Raw genomic sequence first — 16,948 nt, 5'->3', positions numbered from 1 at the left:
CCGCCGGCCGGTCACCGCACCCTGTCACCGGAGAACGGGTGAAAGGGGGCGGCGACCGGGTGGGGTGGCGGTGCCTCAGGAGTGCGCGGCGGGCAGGCCGTCGCGGACGTCGCGGGCCGCCGCCACCATGTTCTCCAGCGAGGCCCGCACCTCGGGCCAGCCGCGGGTCTTCAGCCCGCAGTCGGGGTTGACCCACAGCCGCTCGGCGGGGATGGCCTCAAGCCCCTTGCGCAGCAGGGCCGCGGCCTCGGCCGTGGTCGGGACGCGCGGGGAGTGGATGTCGTAGACGCCGGGGCCGGCCTCGCGGGGGTAGCCGGACGTCGCCAGTTCCCGGGCGACCTGCATGTGGGAGCGGGCGGCCTCCAGGCTGATGACGTCGGCGTCGAGGTCGTCGATCGCCTGGAGGATGTCGCCGAACTCGGCGTAGCACATGTGGGTGTGGATCTGGGTGTCCGGACGGACCCCGCCGGTGGTCAGGCGGAACGCCTCGGTGGCCCACTCCAGGTACGCCGGACGGTCGGCGGCGCGCAGCGGCAGCGTCTCCCGCAGTGCGGGCTCGTCGACCTGGATCACCGAGGTGCCGGCCGCCTCGAGGTCGCCCACCTCGTCCCGCAGGGCGAGCGCGACCTGCCGGGCGGTGTCGCCCAGCGGCTGGTCGTCGCGGACGAAGGACCAGGCCAGCATGGTGACGGGGCCGGTGAGCATGCCCTTGACCGGGCGGTCGGTGACCGACTGGGCGTACGTCGTCCAGCGCACCGTCATCGGTTCGGGGCGGGAGATGTCGCCGGCCAGGATCGGCGGGCGGACGTAGCGGGTGCCGTAGGACTGGACCCAGCCGTGCTGCGTGGCGAGGTAGCCCGTCAGCCGCTCGGCGAAGTACTGCACCATGTCGTTGCGTTCGGGCTCGCCGTGCACCAGGACGTCGATCCCGGCCTTCTCCTGGAAGGACAGGACGTCGCGGATCTCGTCCCTGATGCGCTCCTCGTAGGCGGCGGTGTCGATGCGGCCGGCGCGCAGGTCGGCGCGGGCGGCGCGCAGCTCGGTGGTCTGCGGGAAGGACCCGATGGTGGTCGTGGGCAGCAGGGGCAGCCGGAGGTGGGCGCGCTGGGCGGCCGCCCGTTCGGCGTACGGCTGCGAGCGGCGGCCGTCGGCGTCGGTGACCGCCGCGGCGCGCCTGCGCACCGCCGGGTCGCGGGTGAGCGCGGAGCCGGCGCGGGACGCCAGGCTGGCGCGGTTGGCGGCGAGTTCGGCGGCGATGGTGTCGGTGCCGCGTGCCAGGCCGCGGGCGAGGGTGACGATCTCGGTGGTCTTCTGGCGGGCGAAGGCGAGCCAGCGGGCGACCTGCGGATCGAGGTCGCGTTCGGCGCCGGTGTCCAGCGGGACGTGCAGCAGGGAGCAGGAGGCGGACACGTCGACCCGGTCGGCGAGGCCGAGGAGCGTGCCGAGGGTGGACAGGGACTTCTCGAAGTCGTTGAGCCAGATGTTGCGGCCGTTGACGACGCCGGCGACCAGGCGCTTGCCGGGCAGCCCGCCGACGGCGGCGAGGTCGTCGAGGTGGGCGGCGGCGGACTCGGTGAAGTCGAGCGCCAGTCCGTCGACGGGCGCCTTGGCCAGCACGGGCAGGGCCTCGCCGAGCCGGTCGAAGTAGGAGGCGACGAGCAGCTTCGGGCGGTCGGCGAGACCTCCCAGATCCCGGTAGGCGCGGGCGGCGGCGTTCAGTTCGGCCGGGGTGCGGTCCTGGGCCAGGGCGGGTTCGTCGAGCTGCACCCACTCGGCGCCGGCGGCGCGCAGGTCGGCGAGGACCTCGGCGTACACGGGAAGCAGCCGGTCGAGCAGCGTCAGGGGACGAAGTCCGCCGCGACGCCGGGCGCCGGCTTGGCCAGCAGGAGGTAGGTGACGGGGCCGACCAGGACCGGGCGGGCGGCCGCCCCGAGCGCGAGGGCCTCCTTCAGCTCGGCGACCTGCTTGGCGGAGTCGGCGGTGAAGACGGTGTCGGGGCCGAGTTCGGGCACCAGGTAGTGGTAGTTGGTGTCGAACCACTTGGTCATCTCCAGCGGCGCCGCGTCCTGGGTGCCGCGCGCCATCGCGAAGTACCCGTCCAGGGCGTCCGCCGCGACGGCGGCGCGGTGCCGGGCGGGGATGGCGCCGACCATGACGCTGGTGTCCAGAACGTGGTCGTAGTACGAGAAGTCACCGGTCGGCACCTCGTCGATGCCGGCGTCGACCAGCTGCCGCCAGTTCGCCCGGCGCAGGCCGGCGGCGCACTCCCGGAGGGCATCGGCGTCGACGCGGCCCTTCCAGTAGCCCTCGATGGCCTTCTTCAGTTCCCGGTTCGGGCCCTGGCGGGGGTAGCCGTACACGGTGGCCCGTGCTGCCGCGGCTGCGGACTTCGCTGTCACAGAACTCTCCTTCGCGAGCATCTCTCGTCACAGATCCCGGAACGGGGCGAGGGGCGCGAAGGGACGGCGAGTCGAGGCGGGCCGCACCACCATCTGCGTGTGCGTCCGCCTGCTGTACTCCCCCGGACGTCGTCCGGGGCACCGCCGACCCGCCCTCGAGGTCACCGAGATCTCCGCGCGCGATCGGTCGCGCGCGGGCAACGGGCAGGTCTTCGGACTCGCGGGCACGTCCGCCCGTGAAGGGCGGACACCTACTGGCCGTCGCTTCCCGGACCCGGTCGGGTCCAGTGCGTATGACGGCGGTCGTTCCCACTCACCGCTGCGGGGCAGTCCCGGATTCCCACCGGGTTCCCTCTTACGACGCGCCTGCCTGGCGGACAGGGCGAACCAGCTGCGTCCGCCAGCCTATCGGTCACCGGTCGTACGTGTGGAACCCCCGGCCCGTCTTCCGTCCGAGCAGCCCCGCCTCGACCATGCGCTGGAGCAGCGGCGGCGGGGCGTAGAGGGGCTCTTTGAACTCCTCGTACAGCGACTCGGCGATGGCGGCGACCGTGTCCAGGCCGATCAGGTCGGCCAGCTTCAGCGGTCCCATCGGGTGGGCGCAGCCCAGTTCCATGCCCGCGTCCACGTCGGCGGCGGTGGCGAAGCCGGACTCGGCCATCCGGACCGCCGCGAGGAGGTAGGGGATGAGCAGCGCGTTGACGACGAATCCGGACCGGTCCTGGGAGCGGATCGCGGTCTTGCCGAGCGTCGCGGTGGCGAAGTCCTCGGCCGTGCGGACCGTTTCGGCGCTCGTGTGCAGCGAGGTGACGACCTCCAGCAGCGGCATGACGGGCGCCGGGTTGAAGAAGTGCAGGCCCAGCACGCGGTCGGCGCGCCGCGTCGCCATGCCGAGGCGCATCACGGGGATGGCGGAGGTGTTCGTGGCCAGGACCGCCGCCGGATCCTCGACGATCTTGTCGAGGGCGGCGAAGATCCCGGTCTTCACGTCCGGGTCCTCCACGACGGCCTCGACGACGAGCTGCCGGTCGGCGAGGTCGTCGAGACTGCCGGTGAAGACGAGCCGGGCAAGGGCGTCCTCGGCGTGGACGCGGTCCAGTTTGCCGCGCTGGACTGCGCGTTCGAGGGATGCGGCCACGCGTTCCCGGGCGGCGCGGGCCGCCGTGGCGTCCGCCTCGCAGACCACCGTGTCGAGCCCGGCGCGGGCGCAGACCTCCGCGATGCCGGCCCCCATCTGGCCGCCGCCGACGACGCCGACCCGCTGGATGGGTGCGCTCATGACCTGGTCGGGCTTGCTCATGGCCGCACCGCCGGGCGGTGGACGAGGTGGCGGGCGTAGGCGTCGGGGGTGAAGAACGCCGGAAGGTCCTTCGCCAGAGCCGTGCGTTCGAAGATACCGCGGGCCTCCGCGGCGCGTGCGTCCGGTTGTTCCCGCTCCAGGGCCGCGCTCTCGGCGTCGAGCAGGCGCAGCACGGTGGCGCGGTCGGCGGCGCCGTGGCGCAGCCACTGCCAGACCTGGCAGCGGGCGATCTCGGCGGTCGCGGCGTCCTCCATCAGCCCGTTGAGGGCGACGGCGCCGCTGCCGCGCAGCCAGGCGTCGAAGTAGCGCAGCGCGACGGCGATGTCGGCGCGGATGCCGTCCGGTGTCGGCGGGCCGCTGGTACGGCGGACGGCGAGCAGGTCGGCGGCGGTCACGTCCACGTCGTCGCGGGTGCGTGTCAGCTGGTGGGGCCGGTCGCCCAGCACGTGGTCGAAGACGTCGCGGCAGACGGGGACGAGGCCGGGGTGGGCGACCCAGGAGCCGTCGAAGCCGTCCTCGGCCTCGCGTTCCTTGTCCAGGCGCACCGTGGCGAGAGCCGCCTCGTTGGCCTGCGCGTCGCGGCTGGGGACGTGGGCGGCCATGCCGCCGATCGCGTGGGCGCCCCGCTTGTGGCAGGTGCGTACCAGCAGCTCGGTGTAGGCGCGCAGGAACGGCGCGGTCATGGTGACCTTGGCCCGGTCCGGGAGGACGAAGTCGGGGCGGTGCGCGAAGTTCTTGATCAGGCTGAACAGGTAGTCCCAGCGGCCCGCGTTCAGTCCGGCGGAGTGCTCGCGCAGCTCGTGGAGGATCTCCTCCATCTCGACCGCGGCGGTGATCGTCTCGATGAGGACGGTGGCGCGAATGGTGCCGCGCGGGATGCCGAGCAGGTCCTGGGCGGCGACGAAGACGTCGTTCCACAGGCGGGCTTCGTAGCGGTTCTCCAGCTTGGGCAGGTAGAAGTACGGGCCGCTTCCGGCGTCGATCTGCCGCTGGGCGCAGTGGAAGAAGTACAGGCCGAAGTCGACGAGTGAGGCGGGCACGGGGCGGCCCTCGATGAGCAGGTGCTGCTCGGTGAGGTGCCAGCCGCGGGGTCGGACCATGATGGTGGCGAGGTCGTCGCCGAGCCGGTACTCCCGGCCCTCGGGGGTGGTGAAGTCGATGCGGCGCTGGATGGCGTCGAGCAGGTTCAGCTGGCCGGTGACGATGTTGTCCCAGGTGGGGGCGGTGGCGTCTTCGAAGTCGGCCATCCACACCTTCGCTCCGGAGTTGAGGGCGTTGACGGTCATGCGGCGCTCGGGCGGGCCGGTGATCTCCACCCGGCGGTCGGTCAGGCCCGGCGCGGGCGGGGCGACCCGCCAGTCGGGGTCGGCGCGGACGGCGGCGGTCGCGAGCGGGAAGTCCAGGGGCGCGCCGGAGGCGAGCCGTTCGGCGCGGCGGCGCCGCTCGGCAAGCAGTTCGAAGCGCCGGCCGGCGACGGCCGCGTCGAGGCGGGCGATGAAGTCCAGCGCCGCGGGGGTGAGGATCTCGTCGTGGCGGTCGCCCGGCGCGCCCAGAACCTGGACGCGGCTGCTCAATCGGGTAGCGGACATGCGGGTCTCCTCAAGGGGAGCGGTGGGGGCCGGGTGAAGCGGAGTGGCCGGCCCCCACCTGTCTGCGGGTTGCCCGGCGCGGGGTGGCGCCCCGGCCGGCGGGGTGCCTAGTGGAACTGCTCCTCTTCGGTGGAGCCGGTCAGCGCGGTGGTGGAGGAGGCGGGGTTGACGGCGGTGGACACGAGGTCGAAGTAGCCGGTGCCGACCTCGCGCTGGTGCCTGACCGCGGTGAAGCCGTCGCGCTGGGCGGCGAACTCCCGCTCCTGGAGGTCGACGTAGGCGGTCATGCCGTGCTCGGCGTAGCCGCGGGCCAGGTCGAACATGCCGTGGTTGAGCGAGTGGAAGCCGGCCAGCGTGATGAACTGGAAGCGGTAGCCCATCGCCCCGAGCTCCCGCTGGAACTTGGCGATCTGGTCGTCGTCCAGCGCCGCCTTCCAGTTGAACGACGGCGAGCAGTTGTACGCCAGCATCCGGTCGGGGTACTCGGCGTGGATCGCCTCGGCGAACTCCCGCGCCTGCGCCAGGTCCGGCGTGCCGGTCTCCATCCACAGCAGGTCGGCGTACGGGGCGTAGGCCAGGCCGCGGGCGATGGCCGGTGCCATGCCGTTCTCGACCCGGTAGAAGCCCTCCGCGGTGCGCTCACCGGTGCAGAAGCGGGCGTCGCGCTCGTCGACGTCGCTGGTCAGCAGGTTCGCGGCGAGCGCGTCCGTACGGGCCACGATGACGGTGGGGACGTCGGCGATGTCGGCGGCGAGGCGGGCGGCGTTGAGGGTGCGGATGTGCTGGGCGGTGGGCACGAGCACCTTGCCGCCGAGGTGGCCGCACTTCTTCTCGGAGGCGAGCTGGTCCTCGTAGTGGATGCCCGCCGCGCCGGCGGCGATCATCGCCTTGGTCAGCTCGAAGGCGTTCAGCGGGCCGCCGAAGCCGGCCTCGGCGTCGGCGACGATCGGCGCGAGCCAGTCGGTGGTGTCCGAGCCGCCCTCGGCGGTGGCGATCTGGTCGGCGCGCAGCAGCGCGTTGTTGATCCGGCGCACCACCTGCGGCACGGAGTTGGCCGGGTAGAGGGACTGGTCGGGGTAGGTGTGCCCGGCCTGGTTGGCGTCGGCCGCCACCTGCCAGCCGGACAGGTAGATGGCCTGGAGCCCGGCCTTGACCTGCTGCACGGCCTGGCCGCCGGTGAGCGCGCCGAGGGCGTGGAGGTAGTCCTGGCTGTGGAGCCCGCGCCACAGGCGCTCGGCTCCGCGCCGGGCCAGGGTGTGCTCCTCGCGGACGCTGCCGGACAGGCGCACCACGTCCTCGGCGCCGTAGGTGCGCTCCACTCCCCTCCAGCGGGGGTCCGTCGCCCACCGCCGTGCCAGCTCTTCGGCCGTCGCCGTCGTCGTCCCTGCCTGCGCCATGACCGTCTCCCGGAGTCGCGTGGATGCGCACCGCTGTTGTGAACAGTGCGAAGGGCACGTCACTGAGTGCCGATTTCTGCTGAGCGGCCGCCGCACCACGGGGGTTGACCGGCCGTACTGAGACTCTGTCAGCGGCACTGGGTGCCATCAACCGTGGCCGCGTGCCAAGATTTGCGCATCTTCTGCACGTGGTTTGCCAATCATGCGAAGGGTGGATTCCGAGTGAGCAAGACCTACGCGGGGGCGCGGCTGCGGCGGCTGCGCGAGGAGCGCCGGCTCAGCCAGGCCGAGCTCGCCCGGGTGCTGGCCATCTCCCCGAGCTATCTGAACCAGATGGAGCACGACTCCCGGCCGCTGACCGTGCCCGTGCTGCTGCGGCTGACCGAGGCGTTCGGGGTGGACCCCGGCTTCTTCTCCGACCACGACACCGGCCGGGTTCTGGCGGACCTGCGGGAGGCGCTCGCGGACGAGGTCGCGAGCGCCCGGATCTCCCCCTCCGACCTGTCGGAACTCGCCTCCCGGCTGCCCGCCGTCGCCGCGGTCCTGCTCGACCTGGGGCGGCGCAACCAGGCGCTGACCGAGCAGCTCGCGCACGTCTCCGAGGGGCGTGCCGGGGCCGCCGCCGGTACGGCCGCGCCGCGCTCGCCGCACGAGGAGATCCGCGAGTTCTTCTACCGGCGGCGGAACTACGTGCACGATGCGGACCTCGGCGCCGAGGAACTGGCCGGCGAGCTCGGCATCCGGCCCGGCGAGGTGCTGCGCGCCCTCACCACCCGGCTCGCCGAACGGCACGGCGTACGCCTCGCCGCCGACTCCGACCCGCCCCACCACTCCGACCGGCCGCACCGCTCCGACCCGCCGCACCCATCCGACCGGCTGCACCACTACGATCCGGCCGCCCGGGTCCTGTATCTGTCGAGTCGGCTGCGCCCCGGCCAGCAGGCGTTCCGCATGGCCACCCAGCTCGCCCTGCTCGAACACGGCGCGGAGCTCTCCCGGCTGGCCTCGGAGGACTACGAGGAGGGCTCCGCCACCTGGTCGCTGGCCCGGATCGGGGTCGCCAACTACTTCGCGGCCGCGCTGATCCTGCCGTACCGCGCCTTCCACACCGCCGCGGAGGAGGTGCGCTACGACATCGAACGCCTCACCGACCGCTTCGGGCTCGGCTACGAGACCGTGTGCCACCGGCTGAGCACCCTCCAGCGCCCGCGGCTGCGCGGGGTGCCGTTCTCCTTCGTCCGCGTGGACCGGGCGGGCAACATGTCCAAGCGCCAGTCCGCGACCGGTTTCCACTTCTCGCGCGCGGGCGGCACCTGCCCGCTGTGGAACGTGTACGAGGCGTTCGCCGCGCCGGGCCGCATCCATGTCCAGATCGCCGCCATGCCGGACGGGCAGCGCCATCTGTGGACCGCTCGCACGGTCACCCGCCACCGGGGCGGCTGGGGCGAGCCCGGGAAGACCTTCGCCATCGGCCTGGGCTGCGAGATCCGGCACGCCTCCCGGGTCGTCTACTCCGACGGGCTGGACCTCGACAACGCCGCCGCCGCGACCCCGATCGGCATGGGCTGCCGCGTCTGCGAACGCCTGGACTGCCCGCAGCGCGCCGTACCGCCGCTCGGCCGGCCCCTCGCCATCGACGAGAACAGCAGCACCTTCGTGCCGTATCCGGTGCGGGAACGGCCGGCCCGCTGACCGGCCGGGCCGCTGACCAGCCGGTCCGCCCCGGGCGGACCGGCGCTGTCAGACCCCCTTGCCACACTGGGGAACGATCCGCCCGCTCCGTACCGAGAGATCCGATGCTCACCACCCTCGCTGTCGAGAACTACCGCTCCCTGCGCCGCCTGATCGTCCCGCTGGACCGGCTGAACGTGATCACCGGCGCGAACGGCACGGGCAAGACCAGCCTGTACCGGGCCCTGCGGCTGCTGGCGGACGCGGCCCGGGGCGGCGCGGTGGCGGCGCTGGCGCGCGAGGGCGGGCTACCGTCCACCCTGTGGGCGGGCGAGCGGCGGGGTACGGGCCGCTCGCCGGCCGTCAGCCTCCGCCTCGGCTTCGCCGGGGACGAGTTCGGTTACGCGGTCGACTTCGGGCACCCGGTCCCGACCTCCGGCAGCACGGGTGCGCCGTCCCTGTTCAACCTGGACCCCGAGATCAAGCGCGAGTGCAGCTGGGCCGGCCCCGTGCTGCGCCCGGCCGCGCTCCTCTCGGACCGCTCCGGCCCCGCCGTGCGCACCCGCGCCGCGGACGGCACCTGGCACACGTCGGTGAACACCCTCCGCCCCTACGACAGCATGCTCGGCGAACTCGCCGACCCGCGGCTCGCCCCCGACCTGCTGCGGCTGCGCGAGCACATGCGGTCGTGGCGGTTCTACGACCACGTGCGCACCGACGCGCACGCACCCGCCCGCAGCGCGCAGGTCGGCACCCGCACACCGGTGCTCGGCCACGACGGCGCGGACCTCGCGGCCGCGCTCCAGACGATCCGCGAGATCGGCGACCACGAGGCGCTGGACGCCGCCGTGGACGCGGCGTTCCCCGGCAGCAGGGTGGAGATCGCCAGTGAAGGCGGCCGGTTCGAGCTGCGGCTGCGCCAGAGCGGGCTGCTGCGCCCGCTCGGCGCGGCCGAGCTGTCCGACGGCACACTGCGCTACCTGCTGTGGACCGCGGCGCTGCTCACCCCTCGCCCACCCGCGCTGCTCGTGCTCAACGAGCCGGAGTCCAGCCTGCACCCGGCGCTGCTGCCCCCGCTGGCGGACCTGATCCTCACCGCGTCGCGGGACACCCAGATCGTGGTGGTCACCCACGCGCCGGACCTGGCCGACGCCCTCACCGCGGGCGCCGGACGTCACCGGCTCGACGTCAACTCCCTGGCCCTGGTCAAGGACGGCCTCGGCCAGACGGGGGTCGCGGGCCGCGAGGGCCTGCTGGACGAACCGCTGTGGCACTGGCCCAAGCGCTGAGGCCCAAGCGCTGACGTGTCGGCCGGGAGCCGTCAGAGCAGGGCGAGTTCGGTTTCGAGGTCGGCCAGGCCCAGCGAGCCCTGGGACAGCGCGGCCATGTGCCAGCGCTTGAGGTCGAACGCGGAGCCGTGCCGGGCGCGGGCGGCCTCCCGGCCCCGCAGCCAGGCGCGTTCGCCGAGTGTGTAGCCGATGGCCTGGGCCGGCCGGCCCTGGTAGCGGATGATCTCGCTGTCGAGGTACGCGGCGGGGCGGCCGGAGTGCCGGCCGAAGAAGTCCCGCGCCAGGGCGGGCGTCCAGCGCTCTCCGGCGTGGCAGGGCGAGTCCGCGGGGATCCGCAGCTCCAGGTGCATGCCGATGTCGACGACGACCCGGATGGCCCGCATCATCTGGTGGTCGAGATAGCCGAGTCGGCGTTCGGGGTCGGTGAGGAAGCCCAGTTCGTCCATCAGCCGCTCCGCGTACAGCGCCCAGCCCTCGGTGTTGGCGCTGATCTTGCCCACCCGGGTCTGGTACCGGGAGAGTTCGTCGGCGAGCAGGGTCCACTGGCCGAGCTGGAGATGGTGTCCGGGGACGCCCTCGTGGTACCAGGTGGAGACCAGACCGTGGACGGGGAAGCGGGTGCGGCCCAGCGTGGGCAGCCAGGTGCGGCCCGGGCGGGAGAAGTCCAGCGAGGGAGAGGTGTAGTAGGGCGCGGCGGCGCTTCCCGGTGGCGCGATCCGGGACTCGACGTGTTTGATCCGCTCCCCCAGCTCGAAGTGGGCGCCGTCCAGTGCTTCGGCGGCTTCGTCCATGAGGGACTGCAACCAGGCCCTGGTCTCCTCGACGCCCTCCACGGCCTGGCCGTGCCGGTCCAGCCAGGCCAGGGCCTCCCACGGGGTGGCTGCCCCGGGCAGCGCCTTCTCGGCCTCGGCCCGCATCTCGGCGTGCAGGCGGTGGAACTCGGACCAGCCGTAGGCATAGGCCTCGTCGAGGTCCAGGTCGGTGCCGGTGTGGTAGCGGGCGAAGCGGGCGTAGCGCTCACCGCCCACCACGTCCGGGGCGTCCGCGACGCGCGGACCGTACACGTTGAGGAACCAGTCGTGCAGTTCGGCGACGGCGTCCGTGGCCGTCTCCGCGGCCTCGGCCAGCTCGGTACGCAGCGCCTCGGGACCGGCGGCGACGAAGTCGGCGAACCAGCCGCCGTCCGGTCCCAGCCACTCCTCCAACTGGCCGATGTTGGCGCGGACCTGCGCCGGTCCGGCCGGCAGGCCGCGGCGTACGCCCTCGGCGAGCGCGGCCCGGTAGCCGTCGAACGCGTCGGGGACCGCCCGCAGCCTGCGGCCGATCGCGGCCCAGTCGTCCTCGGTCCCCGTGGACATGAGGGGGAAGATCTTGCGGACCCGGTGCAGCGGAGAGGCGAGGTTGCTGACCTGCCGCAGCCCCTCCCCCGCTTCGTGCAGGGCGAGCTCGGCGGTCAGCCGCTCGCGCAGCAGGCGCGCGCAGCGCCGCTCCGCGTCGCTGTCCGCGCCCGGCCGGGCCTGGGCCTCGCCGAGCTGTCCGAGCGTGGTGCGGGCGAGCTCGGCGGTGGCCTCCTGACCGGCGGGCGAGAAGTCCGGGAGGTCACCTGAGCTCTCCGGTACGCCGAGGAAGGTGCCGACGAGCGGGTCGAGCCGGATGAGGGCGTCCACGTAGGCCTCGGCGACCCGGCGCGGCAGCGCGCCGCCGCCGTGCACCGCCCCGTGCCCGGTCCCCGCGTGGTCCTCCCCTGCCCCGCTCCGGTGCGCCGCGTCGTGTGCGGCCGTCCCCGCGGTGTCGCCGAGACGGTCGAATGCCCCACCGGCCATGTCCGCTCCCCTCGCGCCTGTCACTGCCCGCGGCGCTCTGCCGCACCGTCACGCTGCCCAGCGGGCACGACCGTACGCATGACCGTGGTCGCGGCGGCCCGGGGACGGGCCGGAACCGGCCGCCCCGTGCCAGCGCAGGGGCGGCGCACGGCCCCACTGGTAGAGGCCGCCCCGCCGACACGCCCGTCGTGCCGTGATGCGAACATGTCGCGTCATGGTGGAAGCCCGGTCGCCTGTGCGGCTCGTACGTGCCGCGCTGTTCGCGGCGGTGTGCGTGCTGCTGGCAGCGGTCGGACACGCTGCGACATCGGGCCATCACATCCCGCCGTCGGCGCTCCTGGCGGCGTTCGGCGTCACGGGCGCGACCGCATGGCTCGCCGGGGGCCGCAGGCGCGGCGTCCTCGCGATCGGCGGCGGGCTGCTTGCGGTGCAAGGGGGCGTCCACCTGATCTTCGCGGGCGGGCAGGGGGCAGTAACGCAAGGAGCGCATGCCACGCACGGCGCGCATGCGCGGCACGCCGCTGAGCACGCGGCCCGCCACGCGACGCATCCGCCGGACCCGGCGATCCTCGCCGACCGCGCCGAGTCGGCCATGGGCGCGACCGGCTACGGCTCCACGGCCATGCTCACCGTCCACCTGCTCGCGGCGCTCCTCTGCGCGCTGTGGCTGTGGCGCGGTGAGGCCGCCTTCTTCCAGCTCCTGCGCTGCGTGCGCGCGCTCGCCTTCACACCGCTGTCGCTGGCCATGGCCGCCATCCGGCCATGGGCCACGGCTCCGTCCGTACCGCCACCCGCGCGGTACACCGGCGACGGGCGCCTGCGGAGCGCACTCCTCGGTCACGCCTTGTCCCGGCGCGGGCCGCCGCCGACCAGCGCAGTGTTCCTCCACACCGCGCCCGTCGGCCCGCAGGCACAAGGGACGTAAATCCTCCTGAGGAAGCGACCTGGGGAAGGACCGGACAGTCCTTCCGGCCTCGGCCGGGCGATGGGCGCGCGCCGCCGTGGTCAGACATCACGGCGGCCACTCCCCCTCGTCATCGCCGCGTACGGCCCTGCCCGGACGCGGCCGCCGAATCCCGAAGGAACCCCATGTCCGTCGACGACCCCGCGCAGGGGACCGATCCCGTCCGCGCCGAGGACCAGGCCGCCGAGAGACCCGAGGAGGCGCCTCCCACGGCGGACACCACCGCGCGGCAGCGCGGCTGGGCCGGGCTGCGCCCGCTCGTCCTGCGGCTGCACTTCTACGCGGGCGTGCTCATCGCGCCCTTCCTGCTCGTCGCCGCCGTCACGGGGACGCTCTACGCGGCGTCGTTCCAGATAGAGAAGTACCTCTACGCGGACGAGCTGCGCGTCCCGGTCGGTGAGCACACCGTCCCGCTGTCGCGTCAGGTGCGGGCGGCCCTCGACGCGCATCCGGACGGCACGCTCACCTCGGTACGGCCGTCCGCCGAGGACGGCGCCACCACCCAGGTCATCCTCAGCGACCCGAGCGTGGCCGAGGACAAGTCGCTCACCGTGTTCGTCGATCCGTACACCGCCAAGGTGCGCGGCGCGCTGGAAAGCGACTTCGGCGCGCTGCCCTTCCGCTCCTGGGTCTCCGACCTGCACGGAAACCTGCACCTGGGCGAACCCGGCCGGCTCTACAGCGAGCTGGCCGCCAGCTGGCTGTGGGTCGTCGCCCTCGGCGGCCTGCTGCTGTGGGTCAAGCGCAAGCGGGACGGCCGCGGCGCGCGCGGCCTGCTCCTCCCGGAGCGCGGCGCGAAGGGCCGCAAGCGCACCCTGACCCGGCACGGGGCGGTCGGCCTGTGGGCCGTGCTGGGGCTGGTGTTCCTCTCGGCGACCGGTCTGACCTGGTCGACGTACGCGGGCGAGAAGATCGACGTGCTGCGTACGGAGCTGCGCGGCGCCACCCCGGCCATCACGGCGACGCTGCCCGGCGCCGGCGAGATGGCCGGCGGAAGCGGACACGGGGACCACGCCGGCCATGGCGGTGGCGGCGGCAGCCACGCCAAGGACCCGGACATCGGCATCGACCGGGTGTTCGCCGTCGCCCGCGAGAAGAAGCTGACCGAGGCTCCCCTCGAGATCGCCGCGCCGAGCGAGGGCGGCGCGTACGTCGTCAAGCAGATCGACAAGCAGTGGCCGGTGCACCTGGACTCGATCGCCGTGCACCCGGGTACGGGCGCGGTCGTCGACGAGCTGCGCTTCGCGGACTATCCGCTGCTCGCCAAGCTCACCCGCTGGGGCATCGACGGCCACTCGGGCGTGCTGTTCGGGCTGGCCAACCAGATCGCGCTGGCGGCCCTGATGCTGGGGCTCATCCTGCTCATCGTGTGGGGCTACCGGATGTGGTGGCAGCGGCGGCCCGCGCGGGAGCGCCGGCTCGGCGTCGGACGGCCGACGCCGCGCGGCACGTGGCGGCGCGTCCCGCTGCCGACGCTGCTGCCGCTGGTGGGCGCGCTCGCGGTGGTCGGCTGGCTGGTGCCGCTGTTCGGCATCGGACTGGTGCTGTTCCTCGCCGTGGACACGGTGGTCGGCCTGGTCGCCCGCCTGGTCGCCCGTAGCCGCTCCGCCCGCGCCTGATGCCGGACCCGCCGGCTCCGGTACGCGCGAACGCGCGCCGAAGCCGGCGGATGCATGCTGGGTCCATGGGACAAGAACCGATCCCGGGCATCGATCCGACCGCGGCTCCGAGCGGAGACGGCTGCGTCGAGTGCCTGGCGGGTGACGGGCCGGGATGGTGGCTGCACCTGCGGCGCTGTGCCGCGTGCGGCCACATCGGATGCTGCGACTCCTCGCCCTCGCAGCACGGTACGAAGCATGCGCGCGAGGCCGGACACCCGTTCCTCACCAGCTTCGAGCCGGGCGAGAGCTGGTTCTGGAACATCGAGACCGACCAGTACCACGAAGGGCCGCCGCTGCCCCCGCCCACCGCGCACCCGGCCTCCCAGCCGACCCCGGGCCCGCGGGGCAAGGTCCCCGCGGATTGGCGGCGGCACCTGCACTGATGCCATCGCTGTCGCCGTTCCCCCGAGCGGGCCGCCCGCGTTTGACAGGCTTCGGGCGGGTGGCAGGGTGGTAGGCGGGGGCGACCGGTTGGAGGCTCCGCATGGGATCCGGTTCCGCATGGCGATGCGCGGCGCGGCAGCTGCCGCTCAGGCTCACCGTCGGCGCGTTCTTCCTGAACTCCGGGTTGGCGAAGCGGGACGCGGACGAGGCCACCGCCGAGGGGTTGCAGCAGTTCGCGGCCGGCACCTATCCGTTCCTGGGCACGCTCGACGCCCGGCGCTTTGCCCGGTTGCTCTCCACCGGCGAGCTCGCCGTCGCCGCCGCGCTGCTCCTGCCGGTGGTCCCCGCCGCCGTCGCCGGAGCCGCGCTGACCGCGTTCTCCGCCGGCACGCTGGGGCTCTACCTGCGCACGCCGGGGATGCGCCAGGAGGGCAGCCTGCGCCCCACGGAGCAGGGAATCCCGCTGGCCAAGGACGTCTGGATGCTGGGCATCGGCCTCTCCCTCATCGCCGAGGGCGCGAACGGGCACCGGTGACCGGCCATGGCAGCGACCAAGACGACCAAGTGGTTCTTCGAGCCCAGCCATACGGGCGCGGAGTTCCGTGCCCGGCACATGATGGTCACCTACGTGCGTGGGCAGTTCAAGAACGTGCACGGCTCGTTGGAGGTCGATCCCGACGAGCCGGAGAAGGCCCGCGTCGAGGCGGTGATCGACGCGACCCAGGTGTACACCGGTTCCCCCGAGCGCGACGCCCACCTGCGCAGCGCGGACTTCTTCGACGTCGAGCACCACCCGACGTGGAGGTTCGCCGGGTCGCGCGTCCGCCAGGTGGGCTCCACCGGGTTCGAGGTCACCGGGGATCTCACCGTGCGCGGTGTCACGCGCCCCGTGACCTTCGACGTCACCTACCTGGGGCAGTGGGACACCCCCTGGTGGGAGGACGGCCGGAACCTCGGCCCCAGGCGCCGCGCCGGCTTCTCCGCCACGACACGCCTCAACCGCCACGACTTCGGGGTGAGTTGGAACGACGTCGTCGACCGGGGCGGCGTGGTCGTCAGCGACATGGTCGATGTCGTCGTCGACGTCGAGGCCGTCCTCGAGTCCGGTGAGCCGGACGTCCGGTGAGGCGGATGTCCGGTGAGACGGAGGTCCCCTGCGGGTCGGTTTACGCCCGGCCCGCGGCCATGTCCATGAGGCGGGACAGCACGCGGCCGCCCGAGGCCGAGATGCCGTCGTGCTCCCACTCGTTGGTGACCCAGACACGGGTGGCGCCCACCGCGCGGGCGGTGCTCAGCGACAGGCCCGCGTCGACGTACATGTCGTCGTGGAAGACGACGGCCGCGAGCGGCACCTGGTTGGCGGCGAGGGCACGGGTGTCGTACAGCGGCTGCCAGTCGGTCTTCTCGGCCAGGGCGTCGGCGGCGTCGGCGAAGGGCCGCAGGCCGGCGACCTCCCGGAACATCCACGGGTAGATCATTTCGCCGGTGAGCAGCAGGGGGTCGGCGTCGTCGGCGAACTCCGGGTGTCCGGGCAGAGCCCGGTCCGCCGCCCAGCGGGCGGGGGCGGCGCCCTGGCCGTAGATCGACTCCTGCATGACGGCGAAGAGCGGGTTGTCCGTGAACCCCGTCACGTGCATCACCTGGTGGAGGAAGGTGTCGGTCAACTCGCCGCGCGCGTCGAGGGCTTCGTCGAGCAGCCAGTGCACCCGCTCGAAGCCGTCGCCCATGCCGAAGGAGAGGCCGAGCGTGCGCAGGCGGCGGACGGTGAGCCGGTCTCCGTCGGGCAGGCGGACCTCGGTGGCGGCGAGCAGGTCGGCGATACGGCGCAGCCGGTCCGCGTCGTCCGGGTAGCGGGCGTAGTACTCGCGCACGCGGTCCCGCACCCGGGGGTAGGTGCGCGCGTACACGTCGTCCGCGGTCGCGGTGAGGCCCGGCAGGCCGCCTGCGACGTAAGCCGCCTTGAGGCCCTGGGGCGCCAGGGACAGGTAGGTGAGCGTGATGAAGCCGCCGTAGCTCTGGCCGAGCGTCTCCCACGGCTCGTCGCCGCACAGCTCGCGGCGTATCAGCTCGGCGTCGGCGACGATCGCGTCGGCGCGGAAGTGGGTGAGGTACGCGGCGAGCCGGGCCGGGTCGGCCACCGCTGCGGCCTCGCGTGCCGTGACGGGCGTGGAACGGCCGGTTCCGCGCTGGTCGAGCAGCAGCACCCGGTGGGTCTTGAGCGCGTGGTCCAGCCAGCCGGGCGACCCGGCGGACGGCCGGGGCGACTTGCCGCCCGGGCCGCCCTGCAGGTACAGCAGCCAGGGCAGCTTCCGGTCGGCACGGGCCCGGTCGGCGACCTCCCGGGCGAACACCTCGATGGTGGGCCCGTCGGGTCGGGAGTGGTCCAGGGGCACGGTGAAGACATGGTCGACGGTCGCGTACGCGGGGTTCATGGCTCCCTTTCCGGCAGCGGGAAGAACGGGGCAGTGGCC

Annotated in this window: 12 protein-coding genes, 1 pseudogene and 1 riboswitch; of the genes and pseudogenes, 7 read left to right on the top strand and 6 right to left on the bottom strand. The window is 73.6% G+C overall.

The annotated features are described in order from the left end of the window. Nucleotides 1-75: 75 nt before the first annotated feature. The 4 genes and pseudogenes from metE to aceA form a co-directional block, all read right to left on the bottom strand. A pseudogene (gene metE, locus Q3Y56_RS31530) lies at nt 76-2,399 on the bottom strand (5-methyltetrahydropteroyltriglutamate--homocysteine S-methyltransferase). Nucleotides 2,400-2,605: 206 nt separating this feature from the next. Further along, a riboswitch (cobalamin riboswitch) is annotated at nt 2,606-2,757 on the bottom strand. Nucleotides 2,758-2,811: 54 nt separating this feature from the next. Next, entirely contained in the window at nt 2,812-3,678 is an 867-nt protein-coding gene (locus Q3Y56_RS31525) for a 3-hydroxybutyryl-CoA dehydrogenase (RefSeq protein ID WP_304465886.1), read from the bottom strand. A 17-nt stretch (nt 3,679-3,695) separates the two neighbouring features. Further along, nucleotides 3,696-5,288: a malate synthase A gene (aceB, locus tag Q3Y56_RS31520; RefSeq protein ID WP_304465138.1), complete on the bottom strand. Its 1,593-nt coding sequence runs from the start codon at nt 5,286-5,288 to the stop codon at nt 3,696-3,698. Nucleotides 5,289-5,395: 107 nt separating this feature from the next. Next, nucleotides 5,396-6,685 (bottom strand): isocitrate lyase, encoded by a 1,290-nt coding sequence (aceA, locus tag Q3Y56_RS31515; RefSeq protein ID WP_304465137.1) that lies wholly within the window; start codon nt 6,683-6,685, stop codon nt 5,396-5,398. Nucleotides 6,686-6,907: 222 nt separating this feature from the next. On the opposite strand from aceA, the gene Q3Y56_RS31510 reads away from it, so the two are divergent. Further along, nucleotides 6,908-8,377: a short-chain fatty acyl-CoA regulator family protein gene (locus tag Q3Y56_RS31510; RefSeq protein WP_304465136.1), complete on the top strand. Its 1,470-nt coding sequence runs from the start codon at nt 6,908-6,910 to the stop codon at nt 8,375-8,377. Nucleotides 8,378-8,481: 104 nt separating this feature from the next. Further along, entirely contained in the window at nt 8,482-9,645 is a 1,164-nt protein-coding gene (locus Q3Y56_RS31505; RefSeq protein ID WP_304465135.1) for an AAA family ATPase, read from the top strand. A gap of 32 nt (nt 9,646-9,677) precedes the next feature. Here the strand turns inward: Q3Y56_RS31505 and Q3Y56_RS31500 are convergent, their stop codons facing one another. Then, nucleotides 9,678-11,468, bottom strand: coding sequence for a DUF885 domain-containing protein (locus Q3Y56_RS31500; protein ID WP_304465134.1), 1,791 nt, complete (start codon nt 11,466-11,468; stop codon nt 9,678-9,680). A gap of 214 nt (nt 11,469-11,682) precedes the next feature. On the opposite strand from Q3Y56_RS31500, the gene Q3Y56_RS31495 reads away from it, so the two are divergent. The 5 genes from Q3Y56_RS31495 (at nt 11,683) to Q3Y56_RS31475 (ending at nt 15,603) form a co-directional block, all read left to right on the top strand. Further along, a complete protein-coding gene (locus Q3Y56_RS31495; RefSeq protein ID WP_304465133.1) occupies nt 11,683-12,393 on the top strand; it encodes a hypothetical protein in 711 nt (236 codons plus the stop codon). Between the two features lie 164 nt (nt 12,394-12,557). Continuing rightward, nucleotides 12,558-14,051 carry a PepSY domain-containing protein gene (locus tag Q3Y56_RS31490; RefSeq protein WP_304465132.1) on the top strand — a complete coding sequence of 498 codons (1,494 nt, stop codon included), beginning with the start codon at nt 12,558-12,560 and terminating at the stop codon, nt 14,049-14,051. A gap of 65 nt (nt 14,052-14,116) precedes the next feature. Next, on the top strand, nt 14,117-14,476 hold the full coding sequence (locus Q3Y56_RS31485) for a UBP-type zinc finger domain-containing protein (RefSeq protein ID WP_304465131.1): 360 nt from the start codon (nt 14,117-14,119) through the stop codon (nt 14,474-14,476). Between the two features lie 101 nt (nt 14,477-14,577). Beyond that, complete coding sequence (locus Q3Y56_RS31480) at nt 14,578-15,012, top strand: hypothetical protein (protein ID WP_304465130.1); 435 nt, start codon at nt 14,578-14,580, stop codon at nt 15,010-15,012. A gap of 6 nt (nt 15,013-15,018) precedes the next feature. Then, nucleotides 15,019-15,603, top strand: coding sequence for a YceI family protein (locus Q3Y56_RS31475; protein ID WP_304465129.1), 585 nt, complete (start codon nt 15,019-15,021; stop codon nt 15,601-15,603). 40 nt (nt 15,604-15,643) lie between these two features. Here Q3Y56_RS31475 and Q3Y56_RS31470 read toward each other — a convergent pair whose 3' ends face one another. Next, nucleotides 15,644-16,909 carry an alpha/beta fold hydrolase gene (locus Q3Y56_RS31470; RefSeq protein WP_304465128.1) on the bottom strand — a complete coding sequence of 422 codons (1,266 nt, stop codon included), beginning with the start codon at nt 16,907-16,909 and terminating at the stop codon, nt 15,644-15,646. Nucleotides 16,910-16,948 lie beyond the last annotated feature (39 nt).

The sequence above is a fragment of the Streptomyces sp. XD-27 genome, from assembly GCF_030553055.1.
Lineage (GTDB): Bacteria > Actinomycetota > Actinomycetes > Streptomycetales > Streptomycetaceae > Streptomyces.
The sequence above is the reverse complement of the archived record's forward strand: the minus strand, read 5'-3'. Positions and strand labels throughout refer to the sequence as shown.

Excerpts from the sequence above, each read along its gene's own strand:
- Q3Y56_RS31525 (WP_304465886.1), bottom strand. The coding sequence starts at position 3,678 with ATGAGCGCACCCATCCAGCGGGTCGGCGTCGTCGGCGGCGGCCAGATG.
- aceB (WP_304465138.1), bottom strand. The coding sequence starts at position 5,288 with ATGTCCGCTACCCGATTGAGCAGCCGCGTCCAGGTTCTGGGCGCGCCG.
- aceA (WP_304465137.1), bottom strand. The coding sequence starts at position 6,685 with ATGGCGCAGGCAGGGACGACGACGGCGACGGCCGAAGAGCTGGCACGG.
- Q3Y56_RS31505 (WP_304465135.1), top strand. The coding sequence starts at position 8,482 with ATGCTCACCACCCTCGCTGTCGAGAACTACCGCTCCCTGCGCCGCCTG.
- Q3Y56_RS31500 (WP_304465134.1), bottom strand. The coding sequence starts at position 11,468 with ATGGCCGGTGGGGCATTCGACCGTCTCGGCGACACCGCGGGGACGGCC.
- Q3Y56_RS31495 (WP_304465133.1), top strand. The coding sequence starts at position 11,683 with ATGGTGGAAGCCCGGTCGCCTGTGCGGCTCGTACGTGCCGCGCTGTTC.
- Q3Y56_RS31490 (WP_304465132.1), top strand. The coding sequence starts at position 12,558 with ATGTCCGTCGACGACCCCGCGCAGGGGACCGATCCCGTCCGCGCCGAG.
- Q3Y56_RS31485 (WP_304465131.1), top strand. The coding sequence starts at position 14,117 with ATGGGACAAGAACCGATCCCGGGCATCGATCCGACCGCGGCTCCGAGC.
- Q3Y56_RS31480 (WP_304465130.1), top strand. The coding sequence starts at position 14,578 with ATGGGATCCGGTTCCGCATGGCGATGCGCGGCGCGGCAGCTGCCGCTC.
- Q3Y56_RS31475 (WP_304465129.1), top strand. The coding sequence starts at position 15,019 with ATGGCAGCGACCAAGACGACCAAGTGGTTCTTCGAGCCCAGCCATACG.
- Q3Y56_RS31470 (WP_304465128.1), bottom strand. The coding sequence starts at position 16,909 with ATGAACCCCGCGTACGCGACCGTCGACCATGTCTTCACCGTGCCCCTG.